Annotated in this window: 23 protein-coding genes; 22 read left to right on the top strand and 1 reads right to left on the bottom strand. The window is 72.4% G+C overall.

From position 1 onward, the window contains the following. Window positions 1-81 precede the first annotated feature (81 nt). The 20 genes from ACN27A_RS07715 (at window position 82) to ACN27A_RS07620 (ending at window position 19,936) form a co-directional block, all read left to right on the top strand. The gene (locus ACN27A_RS07715; protein ID WP_421450786.1) at window positions 82-942 is read left to right on the top strand and encodes a CoA transferase subunit A; all 861 of its coding nucleotides are present in this window, start codon (window positions 82-84) and stop codon (window positions 940-942) included. Further along, complete coding sequence (locus ACN27A_RS07710; RefSeq protein WP_421450785.1) at window positions 939-1,766, top strand: CoA-transferase subunit beta; 828 nt, start codon at window positions 939-941, stop codon at window positions 1,764-1,766. The genes ACN27A_RS07715 and ACN27A_RS07710 overlap by 4 nt, the downstream gene beginning before the upstream one ends. Further along, the gene (locus tag ACN27A_RS07705) at window positions 1,763-2,878 is read left to right on the top strand and encodes an NAD(P)H-dependent flavin oxidoreductase (protein WP_421450782.1); all 1,116 of its coding nucleotides are present in this window, start codon (window positions 1,763-1,765) and stop codon (window positions 2,876-2,878) included. The genes ACN27A_RS07710 and ACN27A_RS07705 overlap by 4 nt, the downstream gene beginning before the upstream one ends. A gap of 2 nt (window positions 2,879-2,880) precedes the next feature. Then, window positions 2,881-3,756 (top strand): SDR family NAD(P)-dependent oxidoreductase, encoded by an 876-nt coding sequence (locus ACN27A_RS07700; protein WP_421450779.1) that lies wholly within the window; start codon window positions 2,881-2,883, stop codon window positions 3,754-3,756. Continuing rightward, window positions 3,749-4,546: an SDR family oxidoreductase gene (locus ACN27A_RS07695; protein WP_421450776.1), complete on the top strand. Its 798-nt coding sequence runs from the start codon at window positions 3,749-3,751 to the stop codon at window positions 4,544-4,546. Before ACN27A_RS07700 ends, ACN27A_RS07695 begins: the two co-directional genes overlap by 8 nt. 60 nt (window positions 4,547-4,606) lie before the next feature. After that, window positions 4,607-5,080 (top strand): FAS1-like dehydratase domain-containing protein, encoded by a 474-nt coding sequence (locus ACN27A_RS07690; protein WP_421450773.1) that lies wholly within the window; start codon window positions 4,607-4,609, stop codon window positions 5,078-5,080. After that, entirely contained in the window at window positions 5,077-5,598 is a 522-nt protein-coding gene (locus tag ACN27A_RS07685) for a MaoC/PaaZ C-terminal domain-containing protein (protein WP_421450770.1), read from the top strand. The genes ACN27A_RS07690 and ACN27A_RS07685 overlap by 4 nt, the downstream gene beginning before the upstream one ends. Further along, window positions 5,595-6,383: an enoyl-CoA hydratase family protein gene (locus tag ACN27A_RS07680; protein ID WP_421450767.1), complete on the top strand. Its 789-nt coding sequence runs from the start codon at window positions 5,595-5,597 to the stop codon at window positions 6,381-6,383. Before ACN27A_RS07685 ends, ACN27A_RS07680 begins: the two co-directional genes overlap by 4 nt. 42 nt (window positions 6,384-6,425) lie before the next feature. Then, a complete protein-coding gene (locus tag ACN27A_RS07675) occupies window positions 6,426-7,370 on the top strand; it encodes an NADPH:quinone oxidoreductase family protein (protein ID WP_421450765.1) in 945 nt (314 codons plus the stop codon). 29 nt (window positions 7,371-7,399) lie between these two features. Continuing rightward, window positions 7,400-8,650 (top strand): acyl-CoA dehydrogenase family protein, encoded by a 1,251-nt coding sequence (locus ACN27A_RS07670; protein ID WP_421458397.1) that lies wholly within the window; start codon window positions 7,400-7,402, stop codon window positions 8,648-8,650. 1 nt (window position 8,651) lies between these two features. Continuing rightward, window positions 8,652-9,791, top strand: a complete 1,140-nt coding sequence (locus ACN27A_RS07665; protein ID WP_421450762.1) for an acyl-CoA dehydrogenase family protein — start codon at window positions 8,652-8,654, stop codon at window positions 9,789-9,791. A gap of 6 nt (window positions 9,792-9,797) precedes the next feature. Next, window positions 9,798-10,814: an acyl-CoA dehydrogenase family protein gene (locus tag ACN27A_RS07660; protein ID WP_421450760.1), complete on the top strand. Its 1,017-nt coding sequence runs from the start codon at window positions 9,798-9,800 to the stop codon at window positions 10,812-10,814. Between the two features lie 79 nt (window positions 10,815-10,893). Beyond that, window positions 10,894-11,760 carry an enoyl-CoA hydratase gene (locus ACN27A_RS07655; RefSeq protein ID WP_421450757.1) on the top strand — a complete coding sequence of 289 codons (867 nt, stop codon included), beginning with the start codon at window positions 10,894-10,896 and terminating at the stop codon, window positions 11,758-11,760. 3 nt (window positions 11,761-11,763) lie between these two features. Continuing rightward, window positions 11,764-12,543: an electron transfer flavoprotein subunit beta/FixA family protein gene (locus ACN27A_RS07650; RefSeq protein WP_421450754.1), complete on the top strand. Its 780-nt coding sequence runs from the start codon at window positions 11,764-11,766 to the stop codon at window positions 12,541-12,543. Between the two features lie 12 nt (window positions 12,544-12,555). Beyond that, window positions 12,556-13,515 (top strand): electron transfer flavoprotein subunit alpha/FixB family protein, encoded by a 960-nt coding sequence (locus ACN27A_RS07645; RefSeq protein ID WP_421450751.1) that lies wholly within the window; start codon window positions 12,556-12,558, stop codon window positions 13,513-13,515. A 537-nt stretch (window positions 13,516-14,052) separates the two neighbouring features. Next, entirely contained in the window at window positions 14,053-14,481 is a 429-nt protein-coding gene (locus ACN27A_RS07640) for a Fur family transcriptional regulator (protein WP_421450748.1), read from the top strand. Window positions 14,482-14,504: 23 nt separating this feature from the next. Further along, window positions 14,505-16,781, top strand: coding sequence for a catalase/peroxidase HPI (katG, locus tag ACN27A_RS07635; protein ID WP_421450745.1), 2,277 nt, complete (start codon window positions 14,505-14,507; stop codon window positions 16,779-16,781). Window positions 16,782-16,885: 104 nt separating this feature from the next. Continuing rightward, window positions 16,886-18,085: a hypothetical protein gene (locus ACN27A_RS07630; protein ID WP_421458396.1), complete on the top strand. Its 1,200-nt coding sequence runs from the start codon at window positions 16,886-16,888 to the stop codon at window positions 18,083-18,085. 61 nt (window positions 18,086-18,146) lie between these two features. Beyond that, a complete protein-coding gene (locus ACN27A_RS07625; RefSeq protein ID WP_421450743.1) occupies window positions 18,147-18,614 on the top strand; it encodes an SRPBCC family protein in 468 nt (155 codons plus the stop codon). 95 nt (window positions 18,615-18,709) lie between these two features. Beyond that, window positions 18,710-19,936, top strand: a complete 1,227-nt coding sequence (locus ACN27A_RS07620) for a PP2C family protein-serine/threonine phosphatase (protein ID WP_421458395.1) — start codon at window positions 18,710-18,712, stop codon at window positions 19,934-19,936. Here ACN27A_RS07620 and ACN27A_RS07615 read toward each other — a convergent pair whose 3' ends face one another. Continuing rightward, a complete protein-coding gene (locus ACN27A_RS07615; protein ID WP_421450741.1) occupies window positions 19,937-20,302 on the bottom strand; it encodes an STAS domain-containing protein in 366 nt (121 codons plus the stop codon). A 202-nt stretch (window positions 20,303-20,504) separates the two neighbouring features. Here ACN27A_RS07615 and ACN27A_RS07610 point away from each other — a divergent pair, with 202 nt between their 5' ends. Both ACN27A_RS07610 and ACN27A_RS07605 read left to right on the top strand, forming a co-directional pair. Then, window positions 20,505-20,927: an ATP-binding protein gene (locus ACN27A_RS07610; RefSeq protein WP_421450739.1), complete on the top strand. Its 423-nt coding sequence runs from the start codon at window positions 20,505-20,507 to the stop codon at window positions 20,925-20,927. 122 nt (window positions 20,928-21,049) lie between these two features. Then, window positions 21,050-21,556 (top strand): hypothetical protein, encoded by a 507-nt coding sequence (locus ACN27A_RS07605; RefSeq protein WP_421450736.1) that lies wholly within the window; start codon window positions 21,050-21,052, stop codon window positions 21,554-21,556. Window positions 21,557-21,654 lie beyond the last annotated feature (98 nt).

Below are 21,654 nucleotides of genomic sequence, written 5' to 3'. Positions count from 1 at the left end.
GGTGCCCGGCACGCCACTGGCCTTTCGCACCGCTCGCCGCCGCGCTCGAGCAGTGCCCCGAGACGGAACGATGAGGGACACATGGCCGACAAGACTCTGACAAGCCGCGACGTCGTGTCGCGGCTCGAATCCGGGATGACCATCGGCATCGGGGGATGGGGCTCACGGCGCAAGCCCATGGCCCTCGTGCGCGAGATCCTGCGCTCCGACCTCAGGGACTTGACCGTCGTCAGCTACGGCGGGCCGGACGTCGGCCTGCTCTGCGCAGCCGGCAAGGTCAGGAAGGTCGTCTTCGGTTTCGTCTCGCTCGACAGCATCGCCCTCGACCCGCACTTCCGCGCCGCGCGGCAGAAGGGCGCCGTCGAGGTCGCCGAGTACGACGAGGGCATGCTCCAGTGGGGGCTGTACGCCGCCGGCATCCGCCTGCCCTTCCTGCCGACCCGCGCCGGGCTCGGGTCGGACGTCCTGAAGCACAATCCCGACCTCAAGCTCGTCCAGGACCCGTACGGCACCGAGCAGCTCGTGGCCATGCCGCCGCTGCGCCTCGACGCGGCCCTCGTGCACATGAACCGCGCCGACGCCCAGGGCAACGGCCAGTTCCTCGGGCCCGACCCGTACTTCGACGACCTCTACTGCCTCGCCGCCGACCAGGCCTTCATGTCCTGCGAGCGGATCGTGCCCACGGCCGAGCTCAGCGCCGCCGGGCACTCGGCGACCATCAAGATCAACCGTCAGCTCGTCGCCGGCGTCGTCGAGACCCGGAACGGCGCGCACTTCACCTCCTGCGTACCGGACTACGAGCGCGACGAGGCCTTCCAGCGCGAGTACGTCAAGGCCGCCGGCGACCCGCAGGCCTGGGCGAAGTTCGAGAAGCGGTACCTGTCCGGTACGGAAGATGACTACCAGGCGGCCGTCGCCGCCCGAGCCGAGGAGGTCGCATGAGCAGCGCCGTCACCGAGTCCGCGGACCAGCCCACGGGCAGCGCCGGCACTGCCGACGCGCCGGTGACCCGCGCCGAGTACTGCGTGGTCGCCGTGGCGGACGCGTTCGCCGGCGACGGCGAGTCCATCGCCAGTGCCTTCGGCACGATCCCGGCCGTCGGCGTCCGCCTCGCCCGGCTCACCGTCGCCCCCGACCTGCTGCTCACCGACGGCGAGGCCCACTTCGTCTCCGGCACCTGGCAGATCGGCGCGGACCCGCACACCACCGAGGGCGTCGTCGTCGAGGGCTGGAGCCCGTTCCGCACGATCTTCGACCTCGTCTGGCACGGCAAGCGGCACGTCATGATGATCCCGGTCCAGATCGACGGGCACGGCAACACCAACATCTCGGCCATCGGCGACTACGCCCAGCCGAAGGTGCAGCTGCTCGGCGTGCGCGGCGCCCCCGGCAACAGCGTCTACCACCCGACCAGCTACTGGGTGCCCCACCACTCGACGCGCAGCTTCGTCCGTACCGTCGACATGGTCTCCGGCGTCGGCACCGACAGCGCCCGCGCCGCCGGCCCGGCCGCGAGCGCGTACCACGAGCTGCGCCGGGTCGTCACCAACCTCGCGGTCCTCGACTTCGGCGGCCCCGACGGCGCGCTGCGCCTGCTCAGCCTGCACCCCGGCGTCACGCTCGCGGAGGTCCGCGCGGCCACCGGCTGCGACCTGCACGTCGAGGGCGAGGTCCCGGCCACCCGCGAGCCGACCGCCGAGGAACTGCGCCTCATCCGCGAGGTCATCGACCCCCGCTCGCTGCGCGACCGCGAGATCCCCGCATGAGCCGGGCCCAGGAGCCGCACCCGACGCTGCGCACCCGGGCGACCGACCTGTTCGGGGTGCGGTACCCGATCGTCCAGACCGGCATGGGGTACGTCTCCGACGTGCGCCTGACCACCGCGACGGCCAACGCCGGCGGGCTGGGCATCCTCGCGGCCGGCCTGCTCTCCTACGACGAGCTCGTCGTGGCCGTCGAGCAGATCCAGGCCGGCACCGACGCGCCGTTCGGCGTCAACATCCGCGCCGACCAGCCCGACGTCGTCAAGCGCATCGACCTGCTCATCTCGGCCGGCGTCAAGGTCGCCTCCTTCGCGCTGGCCCCCAAGCAGGAACTCATCGCCAGGTGCAAGGACGCCGGCCTCGTCGTCGTCCCGTCGATCGGCGCGCGCCGCCACGCCGAGAAGGTCGCCGCGTGGGGCGCCGACGCCGTCATCGTGCAGGGCGGCGAGGGCGGCGGCCACACCGGCGGGGTGCCCACCAGCCTGCTGCTGCCCCAGGTCGTCGACGCCGTCGACATCCCGGTCATCGGCGCCGGTGGCTTCTTCGACGGCCGCGGCCTCGTCGCCGCGCTCGCCTACGGTGCCGAGGGCATCGCCATGGGCACCCGCTTCCTGCTCACCAGCGACTCGCCCGTCGAGTCGTCGGTCAAGGACGTCTACCTGGCCAAGACGGTCAACGACACCGTCCTGACCCTCCAGGTCGACGGCGTCCCGCAGCGCGTGCTGCGCGCCGGCACGATCGAGGAGCTGGAGCGCACCTCCGCGCCCGGCCGACTGCTGCGGGCCGTGCGCAACGCCGTCGCCTTCCAGAAGCTGTCCCGCACGCCGTGGGGCGACATGGTCCGCGAGGGCCTGGCCATGCGCAAGGCGCACGACCTGACGTGGAGCCAGGTCGTCATGGCGGCCAACGCCCCGATGCTCTACCGGTCGGCCCTGATCGAGGGCAGGACCGACGTCGGCGTCATGGCCACCGGCCAGGTCGTCGGACTCATCGACGACGTCCCGAGCGTCGCCGAGCTCATCGACCGCATCATCGACGAGGCCACCCGGACCCTCGACCGGTTCGGCGTGCCCGCGCCGGTCGCGTCGGCCCCGGCCGTGCCCGAGGAGGACTAGTCATGGGAGCACTGCAGGGACGGGTCGTCGTCGTCACCGGCGCCGGCCGCGGCCTCGGCCGGGAGCACGCGCTGCTCGCCGCCGCCGAGGGTGCCTCGGTCGTCGTCGCCGACACCGGCGCCGCCGCCGACGGCACCGGCGGCGACCCCTCGGTCGTCGAGGCCGTCGCCGCCGAGATCACGGCCGCCGGCGGGCAGGCCGTGGCCAGCACCGCGGACGTCGCCACCACCGAGGGCGCGCGCGAGCTGCTCGCACTCGCCCGCGAGTCGTACGGGCGCGTCGACGGCCTCGTGAACAACGCCGGCATCCTGCGGGACCGGATGTTCGTGAACATGAGCGAGGACGACTGGGACGCGGTGATCCGCGGCCAGCTGCGCGCGACGTTCGCGCCGTGCCGGGTGTTCGCCGACCACTGGCGCACCGAGTACAAGGCCGGCAACCAGCCGGTCGCCTCGATCGTCAACGTCTCCTCCACGTCGGGCCTCATCGGCGCCGTCGGGCAGACGAACTACGGCGCGGGCAAGGCCGCCATCGCCGCCCTCACCGTCATCCTCGCCCAGGAGATCGGCCGCTACGGCGTACGCGTCAACGCCGTCGTCCCGGTCGCGCGTACCCGGATGACCCAGGGCCTGCCCGGCATCGGCGAGCTGGTCGCCGCCCCGGCCGACCCCGCCGCGTTCGACGTCTACCACCCCGGCAACGTCTCCCCGCTCGTGGCCTGGCTGCTCACCGCCGACGCGCCGGTGACCGGCGAGGTGTACTACGCCAAGGGCGGCGAGATCCGTCGCGTCGCGCCGTGGAGCTACGACTGGACCCTCGACAAGGGCGCCCGCTGGAGCGTCGGGGAGATTGCGAAGGAGATGGCCGCCCGTGTCTGACACCGCTCACACCAGCGCCGCCGACTGGGCCGGCCCCGCCCACGGGCTGCTCTCCGGGCGCTCGGTGCTCGTCACCGCCGCGGCCGGCACCGGCATCGGCTTCGCGACGGCGCGCCGCGCCGCCGAGGAGGGCGCGCGGGTCGCCGTCAGCGACCGGCACGAGCGCCGCCTCGCCGAGTCGGTCGACGAGATCGAGCGGCTCACCGGGACCCGGCCCCTCGGGGTGCCCTGCGACGTCACCGACCAGGCCCAGCTCGACCACCTCATGGACACCGTCGCCGCCGACCTCGGTGGCATCGACGTGCTCGTCAACAACGCCGGCCTCGGCGGCACCGCGGCCGTGCAGGACATGACCGACGACCAGTGGGACTCCGTCCTGTCGGTGACCCTGACCTCGACGTTCAAGGCGACCCGGTCGGTGCTGCGGCACATGATCCCCGCCGGCAGGGGGGTCATCGTCAACAACGCCTCCGTCATCGGCTGGCGCGCGCAGAAGGGGCAGGCGCACTACGCCGCGGCCAAGGCCGGCGTCATGGCGCTGACCCGGTGCGCAGCCCTCGACGTCGCCGAGCACGGCATCCGGGTCAACGCGGTGTCCCCGAGCATCGCGGTGCACGCCCACCTGGCCAAGGTGACGAGCGACGAGCTGCTCGCCCAGCTTTCGGCCCAGGAGGCATTCGGCCGGGCCGCGACGCCGTGGGAGATCGCCAACGTCATCGTCTTCCTCGCCAGCGACTACTCGTCGTACATGACCGGCGAGGTCGTGTCCGTGTCGAGCCAGCACCCGTGACCGTCCGGTGCGTGCCGGCGACCCGCGCCGGCGCGCACCGATGAACGAAAGGAGCCCGTCGTGGCCAACCCCGACGCGCAGGGCGTCACCGGCGCCCCCTTCCGGCTCGACGTCGAGCGCGGCAAGATCCGCGAGTTCGCGCTGGCCACCGGCGCGGCCGACGCGGCCTACCTGCGGGAGGAGGACCCGGTCGTGCAGCCGACGTTCCTCACGACGACCTTCTTCTGGCAGGGCGAGGACGCCAACCCGTGGTCCGCTGTCGAGCTCGACCCGCAGCGCGGCCTGCACGCCGAGCAGCAGTACACCTTCTTCGGCGAGCCGCCGCGCGCCGGGACCAGGCTCACCTGCCAGTCGCGCATCGGCGAGATCTACACCAAGGTGGGGCGCCGCGGCGGCGAGATGACCTTCGCCGTGATGTACACCGACTTCCGCGACGAGACCGGGCGTCTCGTCGCCCAGGCCAAGCTCACCGGCGTCGAGACGGCCCGGCCGCCGGACACCGGGGCCGCGACGCGGGACGGAGCCTCCGCATGAGCGACACGACCGCCACCACCCCGCCCGGCACGACCGAGGTCGCCCTGCCCGTCCCGGCGACCCCGCCGACGCGCGTCCACGGCCCGGTGACCCGCACCGACTTCGTCCGCTACCAGGGCGCCTCGGGTGACATGAACCCGATCCACCACGACGAGGTCTTCGCTCACGCCGCCGGGTTCCCGAGCCCCTTCTCGGTGGGCATGTGGCAGGCCAGCCTGCTCGGCACGTACGCCACCGACTGGCTCGGCGGCCGGAACGTGCGGGACTTCCGCATCCGGTTCCTGGCGCAGGTGTGGCCGGGCGACATCCTCACCCTCGACGGTGCCCCGCTGCGCACCTACGTCGTGGAGGGCGAGCACGGCCGTGAGGGCCGCGTCGACGTCGAGTTGACCTGCCGGCGGCAGACCGGCGACACGGCCGTCACCGCGTGGGCGACGTTCGTGCTGCCCGACGCCGCCGTCGACACCACGACCCCCGGGGTCGGCGAGCGGCCCGCGACCACCGAGGAGCAGGGATGAGCCCCACGACCCACGCGTCCGTGACGACGACCCTGCACCCCGACGGGATCGCCGAGGTCGTCGTGGACAACCCGCCGGTCAACGCGCTGCCCGTGGCCGGCTGGTTCGCGCTCGCCGCCGCCCTCGACGCCGCCGGCGCCGACGAGTCGGTGCGGGTCGTCGTGCTGCGCGCCGAGGGCCGCGGCTTCAACGCCGGAGTCGACATCAAGGAGATGCAGCGCACCGACGGCTTCACCGCGCTGCTCGGCGCCAACCGTGGCTGCTTCGCCGCGTTCAAGGCCGTCTACGAGTGTCCCGTCCCGGTCGTCACCGCCGTCAACGGCTTCTGCCTCGGGGGCGGCATCGGGCTGGTCGGCAACTCCGACGTCATCGTCGCCTCCGACGACGCCACCTTCGGCCTGCCCGAGGTCGACCGCGGCGCCCTCGGTGCCGCGACCCACCTGTCCCGGATGGTGCCCCAGCACCGGATGCGCGCCATGGTCTACACCTCGGCCACGGCCACCGCCCAGGAGCTGCACGCGTACGGGTCGGTCCACAGCGTCGTGCCCCGCGAGCGGCTGCGCGAGGCGGCGTTCGCCGTCGCGACCCAGATCGCCGCGAAGGACCCCACCGTCATCCGGGCCGCGAAGGCATCCCTCAACGGCATCGACCTGTGGGACGTCAACCGCAGCTACCGCTTCGAGCAGGGCTTCACCTTCGAGCTCAACCTCACCGGGGTCGCCGACCGGATCCGCGACGAGTTCGCCGGCACCGACAAGGCGGCGCGCCCGGGCAGCGAGGGCTGAGCCGTGCGTGCGATGGTGGTCCGTGAGCTCGGAGGCCCCGAGGTGCTCACGCTCACGGCCGGGCCGCAGCCGCGGCCCGGCCCCGGGCAGGTGCTCGTCGACGTCGTCGGCGCCGGGGTGAACTTTCCCGACGGCCTCATCGTCGCCGGCACCTACCAGACCAGGCCGGAGCTGCCGTTCGTGCCCGGCTGCGAGGTCGCCGGGACGGTCGCGGCGCTCGGCGACGGGGTGACCGGCCCGCCGGTCGGCACCCGCGTCGTCGGCTTCTGCGGCATCGGCGGCTACGCCACCCAGGTGCTCGTCGACGCCCGCCTCGTCCACCCGTTGCCGGCGGGCATCGACCTCGTCGAGGCCAGCACGATTCCCGTCGTCTACGGCACGTCGTACCACGGGCTCGTCGACCGGGCCGGCCTCGCCGCCGGCGAGACGCTGCTCGTGCTCGGCGCCTCCGGCGGCGTCGGCCTCACCGCCGTGCAGATCGGCAGGGCCCTCGGCGCGACCGTGATCGCGGCCGCGTCGAGCGAGGACAAGCGCGAGCTGTGCCTGGCGTACGGGGCCGACCACGCCATCGGCTACGCAGACCTGACGGCGACGGTGCGCGAGCTGACCGGCGGCGCCGGTGCCGACGTCGTCTACGACCCCGTCGGCGGCGACGCCGCCACCGCCGCGCTGCGTGCCCTCGCGTGGGCCGGGCGGTTCCTCACCGTCGGCTACGCGACGGGCGAGATCCCGCAGGTCAAGCTCAACCGGCTGCTGCTCTCCGAGGGCGCGGTGCTGGGGGTCCTCTGGGGCGCCTGGGCCAGGCGCGACCCGGAGGCGAACGCCGCGAACATGGCGACGCTGCTCGACTGGATCGCCGCCGGCCGGCTGAGGCCACACGTCAGCGAGGTCTTCCCGCTGGAGGAGGCCGCCCACGCGCTCGGCACGGTGCTGAACCGTGGCGCCCGCGGCAAGATCGCCCTCCACGTGAAAGCAGGCAAGCGATGAAGGTGGCTGACGCGACCGAGCTGACCCAGATGGATCTCGGCCCCGGCCCGCGCTCGCGGGAGCTGCTCGCGACGTTGCGCACGTTCATGGCCGAGCACGTCTACCCCGCCGAGAAGGTGTACGCCGCCCAGCTCGGCGCCGCCGCCCGCGAGAACGGGGGAGTGTCCCACGTCCTGCCGCCGGTCGTCGAAGAGCTGAAGGCCACCGCGCGCGAGCTGGGTCTGTGGAACCTCTTCCTGCCTGACCTGTCGGGCCTGACCAACCTCGAGTACGCCTACCTGGCCGAGGAGACCGGACGCTCGCCCTACCTCGCCCCCGAGGCGCTCAACTGCGCCGCGCCGGACACGGGCAACATGGAGCTGCTGCACATGTTCGGCACGCGCGAGCAGAAGCGACAGTGGCTCACCCCGCTGCTCGAGGGCACCATGCGTTCCGGCTTCGCGATGACCGAGCCGGACGTGGCCTCCTCCGACGCGCGCAACATCGCCACCTCGATCGTGCGCGACGGCGACGCGTACGTCGTCAACGGCCGCAAGTGGTGGACGACCGGCGCGGCGGACCCGCGCTGCGACATCCTCGTGCTGATGGGCAAGACCGACCCGGAGGCGGCCGTCCACCGGCAGCAGTCCATGCTCCTCGTGCCGGTCGACACCCCCGGGGTGACGATCGTGCGCTCGCTGCCGATCTTCGGCTACCACGACCAGCACGGCCACTGCGAGATCCGGTTCGACGACGTACGCGTGCCGGTGACGAACCTGCTCGGCGCCGAGGGCGACGGTTTCGCGATCGCCCAGGCCCGCCTCGGCCCGGGCCGCATCCACCACGCGATGCGCTGCATCGGCATGGCCGAGCGCGGCCTCGAACTTCTGGTGCGCCGGACGATGGCCCGCGAGGCGTTCGGCGGCCCGCTCTCCGAGCAGGGCGTGGTGCGCACCTGGATCGCCGAGTCCCGCCTGGAGATCGAGCAGGCCCGCCTGCTCGTGCTCAAGACCGCCTGGCTCATCGATCGCGTCGGGGCCCAGGGTGCCGCGACCGAGATCGCCGCGATCAAGGTCGTCGCGCCGCGGGTCGCCCGCAACGTGCTGGACCGGTCGATCCAGGCACACGGCGGCGGTGGGGTCACCGACGACTTCCCGATGGCCCGGATGTGGGCCAGCGCCCGGATCCTCGGCATCGCCGACGGCCCGGACGAGGTGCACCTGCGCACGGTGGCGCGCACGCAACTACGCCGCTACCGGGACACGGCGCCGACGGGCGCCACCGAGACGGGAGAGGGCTGAGATGGACCTGACCTGGTCGGCGCAGGACGAGCAGTTCCGGGCGGAGGCCCGCGAGTGGCTCGCCGCGAACGTGCCGCGGCAGCCGCTGCCCTCGGGGGACACCGCGGCGGGCTTCGCCGCGCACCTGGAGTGGGAGCGGACGCTGCACGCCGACCGGTGGTCGGTCGTGTCGTGGCCGAGGGAGTACGGCGGCCGCGACGCCTCGATCTGGCAGTGGCTCATCTTCGAGGAGGAGTACTACCGGGCCGGCGCGCCGCAGCGGGTGACGCAGAACGGCATCTTCCTGCTGGCCCCGACGATCTTCGAGTTCGGCACGAAGGAGCAGCAGGACGAGCTGCTGCCGCGGATGGCGGCGGCGCGGGACCTCTGGGCCCAGGGCTGGTCGGAGCCGAACGCGGGCAGCGACCTGGCGGGGATCCGGTCCCGGGCGGTACGGGACGAGCAGGCTGGCGGGTGGCGCCTGAGCGGGCAGAAGACGTGGTCGACCCGGGGCGCGTTCTGCACCCACCTGTTCGGGTTGTTCCGCACCGACCCGCAGGCCCAGCGGCACCGGGGGCTGACGTACTTCCTCGTGCCGCTGGACGCCCCGGGCGTGACGGTGCGCGGGTTCGACCGGCTCGACGGCGACGAGGGATTCGCCGACGTGTTCTTCGAGGACGCGTTCGTGCCGGACTCGGCGGTTCTCGGCGGCGTCGACCAGGGCTGGTCGGTCGCGATGTCGACGACCGGGTCGGAGCGGGGCCTGACGCTGCGCTCACCGGGGCGTTTCCGCAAGGCGGCCGACGCGCTCGTGGCGCTCGCGGGCGAGCGGGCCGAGGCGGCGACCGACCTGCTCCGCGACCGGGTGGCGCGCTCGTGGATGCAGGCGCACGCCTACCAGCAGTTCACGCTCGCGCAGGTCACCGACATCGTCGAGGGTCGCCCGGCCGGTGCGCGGTCGAGCCTCAACAAGGTCTTCTGGTCCGAGCTGGACATCGCGTTGCACGAGACGGCGCTGGAACTGCTCGGTCCGGACGCGCTCGCCGACGGCCCCTGGACCCGCGGCTACCAGTTCTCGCTGTCGGGCCCGATCTACGCGGGCACCAACGAGATCCAGCGCAACATCATCGCCGAGCGCCTGCTCGGCCTGCCGAGGAGGTGACCAGGCGTGCGTTTCGCTCCGAGTGACGAGCAGCGTGACCTCGAGGCGGTCGTCCGTCAGGTGCTCACCGAACGGTGCCCGCCGGCGACGGTGCGCGCCGGAGCCGGGTCGGCGCAGGTGGCCGCGCTGGCCGAGAGCCTGGCCGGCCTCGGCGTGGCGGGGCTGCTCGTGGCCGAGGACGACGGCGGGCTGGGCCTGGACGAGAACCACCTCGTGTCGGTCTTCGCGCAGATCGGATACGCCGCCGCCCCGCTGCCGCTCACGGCGACCCTCGCGGTCGCCCCGGCGGTGCTCGCCTCGGGCGCCCCGGACCTGCTGGCGAGCCTCGTCGAGGGATCGCTCACGGTCGGTGCCGACCCCGCGGCGACCGGCCGGGTCGCGTTCGGTTCCGGTGTCGACCTGGTGCTGAGCGGCGGCTTCGGCGGGACCGGGCGCATCGAGGTCCTCGACGTGTCCGAGGCGACCGCCTCGGCGTCGCCGTCGGTGGACTTCGCGCTGGACCTGACCGGGCACGCGGGAGCGCGGCTCGTGGCGACCGTGGACGACCCGCGGGTGGTGCGGCTGGCCTGGGAGCGGGGAGTGCTGGCGACCTCGGCCGAGCTCGTCGGGCTGTCCCGGCGGATGCTCGACCTCACGGTGGAGCACGTGCGCGCCAGAGAGCAGTTCGGGGTGCCGATCGGCAGCTTCCAGGCGGTCAAGCACCACCTCGCCACGGCGCTGCTGCAACTGGAGTTCGCCGCGCCGGTGGTGGCGACGGCCGGTTTCGAGCTGGCCGCGGACGTCCCGGGCCGGCTGCGCTCACTGGCGACGGCCAAGGCGTTGGCGTCCGAGGCGGCGCACGTCGTGGGCCGGGCCGCGCTGCAGTGCCACGGCGCGATCGGTTACACGACCGAGTACGACCTGCAGCTGTTCCTCAAGCGGTCGTGGGCTCTGGAGGCGTCGTGGGGCAGCGCCTCCTGGCATCGGGCGGCGCTGCTGGAGGACCTCGGTGTCGGCCTGACCGGCGCGCGTCCCGCGTCCTGACCGCTGGCCCGTAGGCACTCGCCGGCGGCCCACGACCCGCACGACGTACACCCGACCCCGGGGCGAGAAGGAGATCCAGATGAGCGAGACCAGCGGCGCGGCGGTGGAGGTCGTCCGGTACGAGACGCGGGGGCCGGTGGCCGTCGTGACGATGAACCGACCGGAGTACCGCAACGCGCAGAACTCGGCGATGACCTACGCCCTCGACGACGCGTTCTACCGCGCGGCCGCCGACGACGAGGTGAAGGTCATCGTGCTGGCGGGTGCGGGGAAGCACTTCTCGGCCGGCCACGACATCGGCACGCCGGGTCGGGACGTCGACTCGTCGTTCGACCGGCGCGCCGGCCTCTGGTGGGACCACGTCGGAAAGGCCGGGGTGGACAGCCGGTACGCCCGCGAGTCCGAGGTGTACCTCGGGATGTGCCGCCGCTGGCGTGAGCTGCCCAAGCCGACGATCGCCATGGTGCAGGGCGCGTGTGTCGCCGGTGGCCTCATGCTCGCCTGGGCGTGCGACCTGATCGTCGCCTCGGACGACGCGTTCTTCGCCGACCCGGTCGTGCGCATGGGGATCCCCGGGGTCGAGTACTTCGCCCACCCGTGGGTGCTGGGTCCGCGCTTCGCCAAGGAGTTCCTCTTCACCGGCGACCGGATGCCGGCGGCGCGCGCGGCCGAACTCGGCATGGTCAACCGGGTCGTCGCCAGGGACGACCTCGAGGCGGAGGTCATGGGGCTCGCCGCGCGGATCGCACAGATGCCGCGGTTGGGTCTCGCGCTGACCAAGAAGGCGGTCAACCAGGCCGAGGACCTCATGGGCCTGCGGGACGGAATGGACTCGGTGTTCGGGCTGCACCACGCGGCCCACGCGCACAACGCCGAGGTGGGCACCGACTCCCTCGGCGGCCAGGACGCCCGGAGCATGCGTGACGCCGCGAGAAGGGAAGGGTGAGCGATGAACATCGTCGTACTCGTCAAGCAGGTGCCTGATTCGGGCGCGGACCGCAGCCTGCGTGCTGACGACAACACCGTCGACCGCGGTTCGGCGAACAACGTCATCAACGAGATGGACGAGTACGCCATCGAGGAGGCGTTGAAGATCAAGGAGGCGCACGGGGGTGAGGTGACGGTTCTGACGATGGGTCCGGACCGGGCGACCGAGTCGATCCGTAAGGCGTTGTCCATGGGTCCGGACAAGGCGGTGCACGTGGTGGATGACGCCCTGCACGGTTCCTGCGCGGTCGCGACGTCGAAGGTGCTCGCCGCCGCGCTCGGTCAGTTGAACGCCGATCTGGTGCTGTGTGGCAGTGAGTCGACCGACGGTCGGGTGCAGGTCTTGCCGCACATGCTCGCCGAGCGGTTGGGCATCGCGGCGCTGACCGGCGCCCGCAAGCTCACCGTCGACGGCGCGACCCTGACCGTCGAGCGGCAGACCGAGGAGGGCTACGAGGTGGTCACCGCCACCACGCCGGCCGTGGTCTCCGTGTGGGACACGATCAACGAGCCGCGGTACCCGTCGTTCAAGGGCATCATGGCGGCGAAGAAGAAGCCGGTGCAGACGCTGTCGCTGGGTGACCTGGGTGTCGCTGCGGCCGAGGTGGGCTTCGAGGGCGCGACCAGTGCGGTGCTGGAGCACAGCAAGCGTCCGCCGCGTTCCGGCGGGGCGAAGGTCACCGACGAGGGCGACGGCGGCGTGAAGCTGGTCGAGTTCCTCGCCACCGAGAAGTTCGTGTGAGGGGTTGGGGTCATGTCTGAGGTTCTGGTCGTCGTCGAAGCCACCCGGGAGTTCGGCGTCAAGAAGGTCACCCTGGAGATGCTCACCCTCGCCCGCGAGCTGGGCACCGCGAGCGCGGTCGTGCTCGGCGGCCCCGGCGCCGCGCAGGCGTTGAGCGCCAAGCTGGGCGAGTACGGCGCGGAGAAGATCTACGCGGCCGAGAGCGAGGAGATCGACGGCTACCTGGTGGCCCCCAAGGCCACCGTGCTGGCCGAGCTGGTCACCCGCGTGCAGCCGGCCGCCGTGCTGCTGGCGTCGTCGCAGGAGGGCAAGGAGATCGCCGCCCGGCTGGCGGTCAAGCTGGACAACGGCATCCTGACCGACGTGGTCGCCCTGGCCGCTGACGGCACCGCCACCCAGGTGGCGTTCGCCGGTTCCACGATCGTCACGTCGAAGGTCACTCGTGGTCTGCCGTTGGTGACGGTCCGGCCGAACTCGGTGAACCCGGTCCCGGCGGCGGCGAGCCCGGCGGTCGAGCAGCTCACGGTGGCGGTGGCGGAGACCGACAAGCTGGCCAGGGTCGTCGAGCGGGTCGCGGAGCAGAAGGGTTCGCGTCCGGAGCTGACCGAGGCCGGTGTGGTCGTCTCGGGTGGTCGGGGTGTGGGTAACGCCGACAACTTCAAGCTGGTCGAGGAGTTGGCCGACCTGCTCGGTGGCGCCGTGGGGGCGTCGCGTGCGGCGGTGGACTCCGGTTACTACCCGCACCAGTTCCAGGTGGGTCAGACCGGTAAGACGGTCTCTCCGCAGCTCTACGTCGCGCTGGGTATCTCGGGTGCGATCCAGCACCGGGCGGGTATGCAGACGTCGAAGACGATCGTCGCGGTCAACAAGGACGGTGAGGCGCCGATCTTCGAGTTGGCCGACTTCGGTGTGGTGGGCGACCTGTTCAAGATCGTCCCGCAGGCCGCGGACGAGATCCGCAAGCGCACGTGACACGGCAGTGTCGATGATGCCGACGGGCGGAGTGAGGCGGAGTCCGTAGACCAGGAGGCGTGACCACCTCCCACGGACCGTTGACGGACCGGATCGGGCCGGGAGCCCCGGGCGCGACCCTGCGCTGGCACGGGCAGTTCCTGCACCTGGCGAGGCGGTACGGGCGCGCGGGGCAGAGCGAGCGGGCCGCCACGGAGGTCGCGCTGGCCCCAGACGACGCGGCGCCGTACCGCGTGTCGTGTCACCTGGGGTTGCGTCTGGTCGCCAAGACCGCGCTCGCCGTCGGCTGGAGTGAGCCCGCCGCCTGGCTGAGGGCGGCGGAGGACCATTTCCACGACGTCGACGCGCCGGTTTGCCGGGGCCTGCCGGCGGCTCCTCCGTCAGGCCGGCGCGTCGCTCGGGCAGCGGCGCTCCGGTCACGACCGCATTCCGGCGAGGCTGCGTGCCGTCAAGGTGGCCGCCGTGTCGGTCGAAGGCGCGCGGGTTGAACCCGGGAAAAACTTGATCCGTTCCAAAATACTGGACTATGTTCGACACGTGACGCCCGACTTCGAGACCCAGCTGCGGGCGGTCTCGTTGCGCGTGACGCGGCCCCGGTTGGCGGTGCTCAGAGCGCTGCGCGACCACCCGCACGTCGACACCGACACGGTGATCGCCCTGGTGCGGGCGGACCAGCCCACGGTCTCCCACCAGGCGGTCTACGACGTGCTGCGCGCGCTCACCGCCGCCGGTCTGGTGCGGCGCATCCAGCCCGCCGGGGCGACCGCGCGCTACGAGTCCCGGGTGGGTGACAACCACCACCATGTCGTGTGCCGCTCCTGCGGCGCGATCGCCGACGTCGAGTGCGCCGTCGGCCATGCACCCTGTCTCACCGCCTCCGACGACCGTGGCTTCGTGGTCGACGAGGCGGAGGTCGTCTACTGGGGCACCTGCCCCGAGTGCGCGACCGAACGCACCGTTCAGTGAACCGCCAGTCCGGAAGGAAGCAGATGAGCGACACCCAGGACAATGGCCCCGTCAGCGCGCAGGGCGTGGACAAGAAGGAGGCGGCCGGTTGCCCGGTCGCGCACGACTCCGTGACCGCGCACGGCAGCGAGAGCGAGAACCCGGCGATCGACTCGCCGACGCCGAAGACCGGAGGCCGTCCGCGCACCAACCGGGACTGGTGGCCCAACCAGCTCGACCTCTCGGTGCTGCACGCCCACTCGTCCAAGGGCAACCCGCTGGGGGAGGACTTCAGCTACGCCAGGGAGTTCGCCAAGCTCGACGTCGAGGCCCTCAAGCAGGACATCGTCAAGGTCCTCACCACCTCGCAGGACTGGTGGCCGGCCGACTTCGGCCACTACGGCGGCCTGATGATCCGGATGAGCTGGCACGCCGCGGGCACCTATCGCATCCACGACGGTCGTGGCGGCGCCGGCGACGGCGGCCAGCGGTTCGCCCCGCTCAACAGCTGGCCGGACAACGCCAACCTCGACAAGGCCCGCCGGCTGCTGTGGCCGGTCAAGCAGAAGTACGGCCAGAAGGTCTCGTGGGCCGACCTGCTCGTGCTCGCCGGCAACGTGGCACTGGAGTCGATGGGCTTCAAGACCTTCGGCTTCGCCTTCGGTCGGGAGGACGTCTGGGAGCCCGAGGAGATCTTCTGGGGCCCGGAGGACACCTGGCTCGGCGACGAGCGCTACGTCTCCGAGAAGGAGATGGCGCCGGAGGTCGGGGCGACCGAGATGGGCCTGATCTACGTCAACCCGGAGGGCCCGAACGGCAACGCGGACCCGCTCGCCGCGGCGCACTTCATCCGCGAGACCTTCGCCCGGATGGCGATGAACGACGAGGAGACCGTCGCCCTCATCGCCGGCGGCCACACCTTCGGCAAGACCCACGGCGCCGGCGTCGCCGACGACCACGTGGGCCCCGAGCCCGAGGGCGCCCCGCTGGAGGCGCAGGGCCTCGGCTGGCTGAGCACCTACGGCAGCGGCAAGGGCGGTGACACGATCACCAGCGGCCTGGAGGTGACGTGGACCGACGTGCCGACGCAGTGGAGCAACCGGTTCTTCGAGATCCTCTTCGGCTACGAGTGGGAGCTGACCACGAGCCCCGGCGGCGCGAAGCAGTGGGTCGCCAAGGACGCCGAGGCGATCATCCCGGACGCCCACGACCCGTCGAAGAAGCACAAGCCGACGATGCTCACGACCGACCTGTCGCTGCGCGTCGACCCGGCGTACGAGAAGATCTCGCGCCGTTTCCTGGAGAACCCCGACGAGTTCGCGCTGGCGTTCGCCAAGGCCTGGTACAAGCTGCTGCACCGCGACATGGGGCCGGTCGAGCGCTTCCTCGGGCCGTGGGTCCCGGAAGCCCAGCTGTGGCAGGACCCGGTGCCGGCCGTCGACCACGAGCTTGTGGGCGACGCCGACGTCGCCGCCCTCAAGGCGAAGGTCCTTGAGTCCGGCCTGACGACCGCCCAGCTGGTCTCCACCGCCTGGGCGTCGGCCGCCAGCTTCCGGTCCACCGACAAGCGCGGCGGCGCCAACGGCGCGCGGATCCGTCTCGAGCCGCAGCGCGGCTGGGAGGTCAACCAGCCCGAGCAGCTCGCGACGGTCCTGGAGGCCCTCGAAGGCATCCGGCAGGAGTTCAACTCCGCCGGCGGCGCGAAGATCTCGCTCGCGGACCTGATCGTGCTGGCCGGCTCGGCGGCCGTCGAGAAGGCGGCGCGCGACGCCGGCGTCGAGGTGACCGTGCCGTTCCGGCCGGGCCGCACCGACGCCACCCAGGAGCAGACGGACGTCGAGTCCTTCCGGGTGCTCGAGCCGCGCGCCGACGGGTTCCGCAACTACCTGCGTGCCGGCGAGAAGACCCAGCCGGAGGTGCTGCTCCTCGACCGCGCCTACATGCTCGACCTGACCGCGCCCGAGATGACCGTCCTCGTCGGCGGCCTGCGCTCCCTCGGGGCCAACGTCGGCGGCGCGCGGCACGGCGTCCTCACCGACCGGCCCGGCGTGCTCACCAACGACTTCTTCACCAACCTGCTCTCCCCGGGCACCCGGTGGAAGGCGTCGGAGTCCGCCGAGCACGTCTACGAGATCCGGGACCTGGCCAGCGACGAGGTGAAGTGGACCGCCACCGCGGTCGACCTCATCTTCGGCTCCAACTCCCAGCTGCGGGCCCTCGCCGAGGTCTACGCCAGCCAGGACGCGCGCGACAAGTTCGTCACCGACTTCGTCGCGGCCTGGACCAAGGTCATGGAACTCGACCGGTTCGACCTCGTCTGACCCGGCTCCGGACGACGAGCCCCGGTCGATCGCTGGTGGATCGACCGGGGCTCCTCCGCCGTCGCGTCCGGTGACTGGACAGGCCCTAGCATCACGGGGTGCGTGTGAAGTCCCTTGCCGTCCTGCTCGTCCTGTCCGTCGCCGGGGCGGGCCTGCCCGCGTGCGGCAACTCCGCCGCCGACGGCGACCCGCCGCCGGCCCCGACCGTTGCGGCGACGCCGGCCGGTGGGGCCGAGGCGAGCAGCCCCGGGGCCGCCCCGACGGCCCGTTCCGGACTCGGCGGGCCCGCCGCGAGCGCCAGCCCGGGGCCCTCGACGAGGGCGGCGGCGCTGAAGGCCGGCAACCCGGACGGCGGCGCGGCCGTGCCGGCCGAGGCGCGCGCCGTCGACACGTCGAGGCCGACCCGGACGATCGGCAGCGGCACCGCCGCCAGCTGCACCTCGGCCGCGGTGGTGAAGGCGGTCGCGGCCGGCGGCGTCATCACGTTCGACTGCGGGCCGCAACCCGTGACGATCAAGATGACGGCCACCGCCAAGGTCCGAAACGCCAACGGGCCCAGGGTGGTGCTGGACGGCGGCGGCAGGGTCACCCTCAGCGGCCAGGGGCAGCGGCGGATCCTCTACATGAACACCTGCGACGGCGCGCAGGGCTGGACCACCTCGCACTGCCAGAACCAGGACCACCCCCAGCTCACCGTGCAGAACCTGACCTTCGCCGACGGCAACTCCACCGGCGAGCGCACCGAGGGCGGCGGCGGTGGGGCGATCTTCGTCCGGGGCGGCCGGTTCAAGGTGGTCAACTCGCGCTTCGTCCGCAACCGCTGCGACCGGACCGGCCCCGACCTGGGCGGCGCGGCCATCCGGGTGCTCAGCCAGCACGAGAACAAGCCGGTGTACGTGGTGGGCAGCACGTTCGAGGACGGTGTCTGCGCCAACGGCGGCGCGCTGAGCAGCATCGGCGTCACCTGGGCGGTGCTGAACAGCGTCCTGCGCGACAACCGGGCGGTCGGCACCGGGGCCAACCCGGCCAGGCCCGGCACACCGGGCGGCGGCAGCGGCGGGGCGATCTACTGCGACGGCAACGGGTTCACCGTCCGGATCGCCGGCACCATCATCGAGGGCAACGAGGCGAACGAGGGCGGCGGGGCCGTCTTCTTCGTCAGCAACGACCGCACCGGCACCATGCGGATCGAGAACTCCACCCTGCGCCGCAACCCGAGCAACGGCTTCGAGACGCGCGGCTACCCCGGCATCTTCTTCCTCGGCGCCCGCAACCCGACGCTGACCGGCTCCCGGCTGAGCTGACCCCCACGCGGATCGGCCGACGAGGATGGGCACGGCGCGGGCCCGGTCCTAGGATCGGGTCATGGGACGGACCGACCGCGCCAGCCGGGTGATCGCGGCACCACCGGCGACCGTCTACGGCGCCCTGCTCGACCGGGAGGCGCTCGAGGCGTGGCTGCCGCCCGACGGCATGCGCGGGCGGATCGAGCGGTGGGACCCCCGGCCCGGAGGCGGGTTCCGGATGGTCCTGACCTACCTCGACGCCGGCGACAGCCCCGGCAAGACGTCGGACGCGACGGATGTCGTCGACGTCGGTTTCGCCGCCCTTGTGTCACCCGAGCGCGTGGTGCAGCGGGCGGTGTTCGAGGCCGACGACCCGGCGTACGCGGGCACCATGACGATGACCTGGCACCTCGCTGCCACCGGTGCGGGGACCGAGGTGACCGTCACCGCCACGGACGTGCCACGCGGTATCGACCAGGCCGACCACGAGGCCGGGATCGCCTCCTCGCTGGCCAACCTGGCGTCGTACGTCGAAGTGGCCGGCTGAGGTCGTCGCGGGGGAGGATCGCCGTGCTCGGCCCTCGCCGGCCGGGTCGGTAGGCTCCGACAGTGGAGAGCGGTCGAGGGCGGAACGTGGTTGAGATGTTGTTGGATGCGGCGGAGGACGCCTCGCCGGTCGAGGCGGTGGAGGCGGTCACGCGGGAACTCGGCGCGGCGCTGGGGGCACGTACCGTCGCGTTCCTCATCGCGGACCTCAGCGGCCGGGCGCTGGTCCGGTTGACCCACGTGCCGTCCGACGGCGCCGGTGCGGGACGCCGGGACGGCGAGGAGGCCGCCACGGTGGTGCCGTTCGACGGCGGCCCCGCCGAGCAGGCGCTGCGCACCCAGGCGGTGCAGGTCCTCGCGCAGCCGGACGGGTGGACGGTGCTGGCGCCGGTGACCGAGCGCGGCGAGGCGATGGGCCTGCTCGAGATGGTCCTGCCGGACGAGCCCGACGCGCGGACGCTGGAGGAGGTCGCCCGTACGGCGCACGTGTTGGCGTTCGTGGTGATCGCCAACCGGCGGTACACCGACCTCTTCGAGTGGGGGCAACGGACGACCCCGTTCACCCTCTCCGGGGAGATCCAGCGCCGCCTGCTGCCCGCCTCGTTCACGTGTGAGGCCAGCGCGTTCATCCTGTCCGGCTGGCTCGAACCCGCCGCCAGCATCGGCGGGGACACCTTCGACTACAGCCTCGCCCGCGACGTGCTGCACTTCAGCGTCACCGACGCGATGGGCCACGGGGTGGCCAGCGCGCTGACGGCCACCCTGGGCGTGGGCAGCCTGCGCAACAGCCGCCGCCGCGGGGCCGGTCTGGTGGAGCAGGCCGACACCGCGAACGCCGACGTGGCCGCACACAGCGCCGTGCCCGGCAGTTACGTCACGGCTGTCCTCGGCCGTCTGGACCTGCGCACGGGGGTGTGCGCGCTGCTCAACGCCGGGCACGTGCCGCCGCTGCTGGTCCGCGACGGGAACGCCCGGGCGCTGTCGCTACCGGCCAACTTCCCCCTCGGCATGTTCGCCGAAGCCAGTTACGGCGCAGGCGAGATCACGCTGCGACCGGGCGACCGTCTGGTGGTGGTCACCGACGGGATGCGGGAGCGCAACGCCGCCAGCCTGGACCTTCCGGCGCAGTTGCGGTCGATCGCCGGTCTGCACCCGCGCGAGGCCGTCCGGGCGTTGGCCGACGCCGTGCTCGAGGTCAGCGGGCCGACCCTGGCCGACGATGCCACGCTGTTCATCCTCGACTGGCACGGCGGGCACAGCGAGGACCGGAGCTCCAGCGCCGGCGCCGACCAGGCACGTGCCAGCGGCGCGCTGCCCGACTGACTACCGGCCCGTCGCGTCGTCCCCGGACGGCAGGTCGGCCTCGGCCGCCTGCACGCTGTCGTAGATGTCGATCACGCGGTCCACCGACGTGACCGTCAGGACGCTCCGCACGGCGGGCTGCACCGCGGCGAGGCAGAGCCGACCGCCGACGTCACGCAACGCCTTGAACATCACCACCAGCGCGCCCAGCCCGCTGGAGTCCATGAACCCCACCTCGGCCAGATCCACCACCACCTGGCGGTCACCGGCGTCGACCAACCGTTGCAGACCCTCACGCAACTGCGGGGACGTCGCCAGGTCCAGCTCGCCGCGCACCTCGAGCACGGTGCAACCCCGGCCCGGTCGGACCGACAACAGCAGTGCCACAACAGCCTCCCCACGCCGATGATCCACGCTCAGCCTATGCTGCCGGGGTGCGGACCCGCCGCCGGCCGGTGTACGTCGCGCCGACCCGTCCGGCCGTTTCACCCCGGCGACTCCGGGTAGTGCTGATCACCACGGACGCGTCCCGCCCCGAGATGTGGCACGGTAGGCCGGCGCGGTCACCCAGGGAAGGAGGAACTGCGTGATGCGCGTAACCACGACGTTGTCACTCCCGCGTCGACCCTCCTCGGTGACCCGCGCCCGCCACGTACTCACCACCCTGCTGAGCCTCACCGACGCCGCCGAGGACTCCCGTAATCACCTCGCCGTGCTGATCACCGAGGCGTGCACCAACGCGGTGCTGCACGCGGACGCCGACAGCACCGTCGACATCACCATCGTGATCGACGACGACGTCTGCCTGCTCGAGGTCGGCAACCGCGGCAGCATCCCCGCCGGCGCCGGGCTCGACGCCGCACTGCCCGACCCGCTCACCGTCGGCGGTCGCGGACTGCCCCTGATCACCGCGCTGGCCGACACGGCCGCCTTCGTCGCCGGGCCGTCGGACCAGGTGCTGCTCCGCGTCACCAAACACCTCACCGGCGTACGGACGTCACCGGTTCCCTGACCGTCGTCGTCGACGGCCGGTCCCGTCCCCGGTCGGGTTGGTGACCTCATGCTTGCCGTGCGTGACCGGATGGTCGAGGGTCGAACCCTGCTCACATCCGTCGCGCATTGCCGAGGAGCCCCATGCAGCCGTTCGACCTGACCAGTGGCGACCAGATCCTCCTCCAGCCCGCGCTGGCGAACAACGTCAGCGGGATGAACCTCTCCGTACGCACCGATCTCGGCACGCGCGTGGAGGCGTGGCGGGCGGCGCCCACCGTCACCGGTGACCAGCGGTTCTTCTGCCACGGCTACTCGCTGGGCACCTTCGGGGCGCACAAGTACACCGTCTGGGGCGACTTCCTGCCGCGGGTGCTGGCCGACGAGTACCAGACACTCGGGCGGATCGACAACGCGCGCAACGTCGCGGCCAGGGACGTGCTGGTCTGGTGGTTGGGGGGCACGGACGCGTACCACTCCGCCGTGGTGGAGCAGCCGGCGTTCCTGCCCAGCGGCGCCCTGGACCCGGCGCACACGAGGGTCAGTTCGAAGACCGGCACCGGCCCGCTGTGGATCGGTGTGCTGGCCGACGACGTGAAGCAGCAGTACCGCTCCGCGGCGTACATCGAGGTGTACCGCCGCAACCAGTGAGGCGCGGCGCGGGGCGGTCGGACCACCGGCCGCCCCGCGCTCCTCGTCCAGATAGAGGTACGCCGATTGACAAAGTTTGGAACCCAAACTTAATCTGC

It is taken from the genome of Micromonospora sp. WMMD737, assembly GCF_049179055.1.
GTDB lineage: Bacteria > Actinomycetota > Actinomycetes > Mycobacteriales > Micromonosporaceae > Micromonospora > Micromonospora reichwaldensis.
Note: the sequence above shows the minus strand (reverse complement) of the source record. Positions and strands in the feature narration are given on the sequence as shown.

What these genes read in the sequence shown, in the direction of transcription:
- ACN27A_RS07715 (WP_421450786.1), top strand. Translation starts at nt 82, where the DNA reads ATGGCCGACAAGACTCTGACAAGCCGCGACGTCGTGTCGCGGCTCGAA.
- ACN27A_RS07710 (WP_421450785.1), top strand. Translation starts at nt 939, where the DNA reads ATGAGCAGCGCCGTCACCGAGTCCGCGGACCAGCCCACGGGCAGCGCC.
- ACN27A_RS07705 (WP_421450782.1), top strand. Translation starts at nt 1,763, where the DNA reads ATGAGCCGGGCCCAGGAGCCGCACCCGACGCTGCGCACCCGGGCGACC.
- ACN27A_RS07700 (WP_421450779.1), top strand. Translation starts at nt 2,881, where the DNA reads ATGGGAGCACTGCAGGGACGGGTCGTCGTCGTCACCGGCGCCGGCCGC.
- ACN27A_RS07685 (WP_421450770.1), top strand. Translation starts at nt 5,077, where the DNA reads ATGAGCGACACGACCGCCACCACCCCGCCCGGCACGACCGAGGTCGCC.
- ACN27A_RS07680 (WP_421450767.1), top strand. Translation starts at nt 5,595, where the DNA reads ATGAGCCCCACGACCCACGCGTCCGTGACGACGACCCTGCACCCCGAC.
- ACN27A_RS07670 (WP_421458397.1), top strand. Translation starts at nt 7,400, where the DNA reads ATGGATCTCGGCCCCGGCCCGCGCTCGCGGGAGCTGCTCGCGACGTTG.
- ACN27A_RS07665 (WP_421450762.1), top strand. Translation starts at nt 8,652, where the DNA reads ATGGACCTGACCTGGTCGGCGCAGGACGAGCAGTTCCGGGCGGAGGCC.
- ACN27A_RS07655 (WP_421450757.1), top strand. Translation starts at nt 10,894, where the DNA reads ATGAGCGAGACCAGCGGCGCGGCGGTGGAGGTCGTCCGGTACGAGACG.
- ACN27A_RS07650 (WP_421450754.1), top strand. Translation starts at nt 11,764, where the DNA reads ATGAACATCGTCGTACTCGTCAAGCAGGTGCCTGATTCGGGCGCGGAC.
- ACN27A_RS07645 (WP_421450751.1), top strand. Translation starts at nt 12,556, where the DNA reads ATGTCTGAGGTTCTGGTCGTCGTCGAAGCCACCCGGGAGTTCGGCGTC.
- katG (WP_421450745.1), top strand. Translation starts at nt 14,505, where the DNA reads ATGAGCGACACCCAGGACAATGGCCCCGTCAGCGCGCAGGGCGTGGAC.
- ACN27A_RS07625 (WP_421450743.1), top strand. Translation starts at nt 18,147, where the DNA reads ATGGGACGGACCGACCGCGCCAGCCGGGTGATCGCGGCACCACCGGCG.
- ACN27A_RS07620 (WP_421458395.1), top strand. Translation starts at nt 18,710, where the DNA reads ATGTTGTTGGATGCGGCGGAGGACGCCTCGCCGGTCGAGGCGGTGGAG.
- ACN27A_RS07610 (WP_421450739.1), top strand. Translation starts at nt 20,505, where the DNA reads ATGCGCGTAACCACGACGTTGTCACTCCCGCGTCGACCCTCCTCGGTG.
- ACN27A_RS07605 (WP_421450736.1), top strand. Translation starts at nt 21,050, where the DNA reads ATGCAGCCGTTCGACCTGACCAGTGGCGACCAGATCCTCCTCCAGCCC.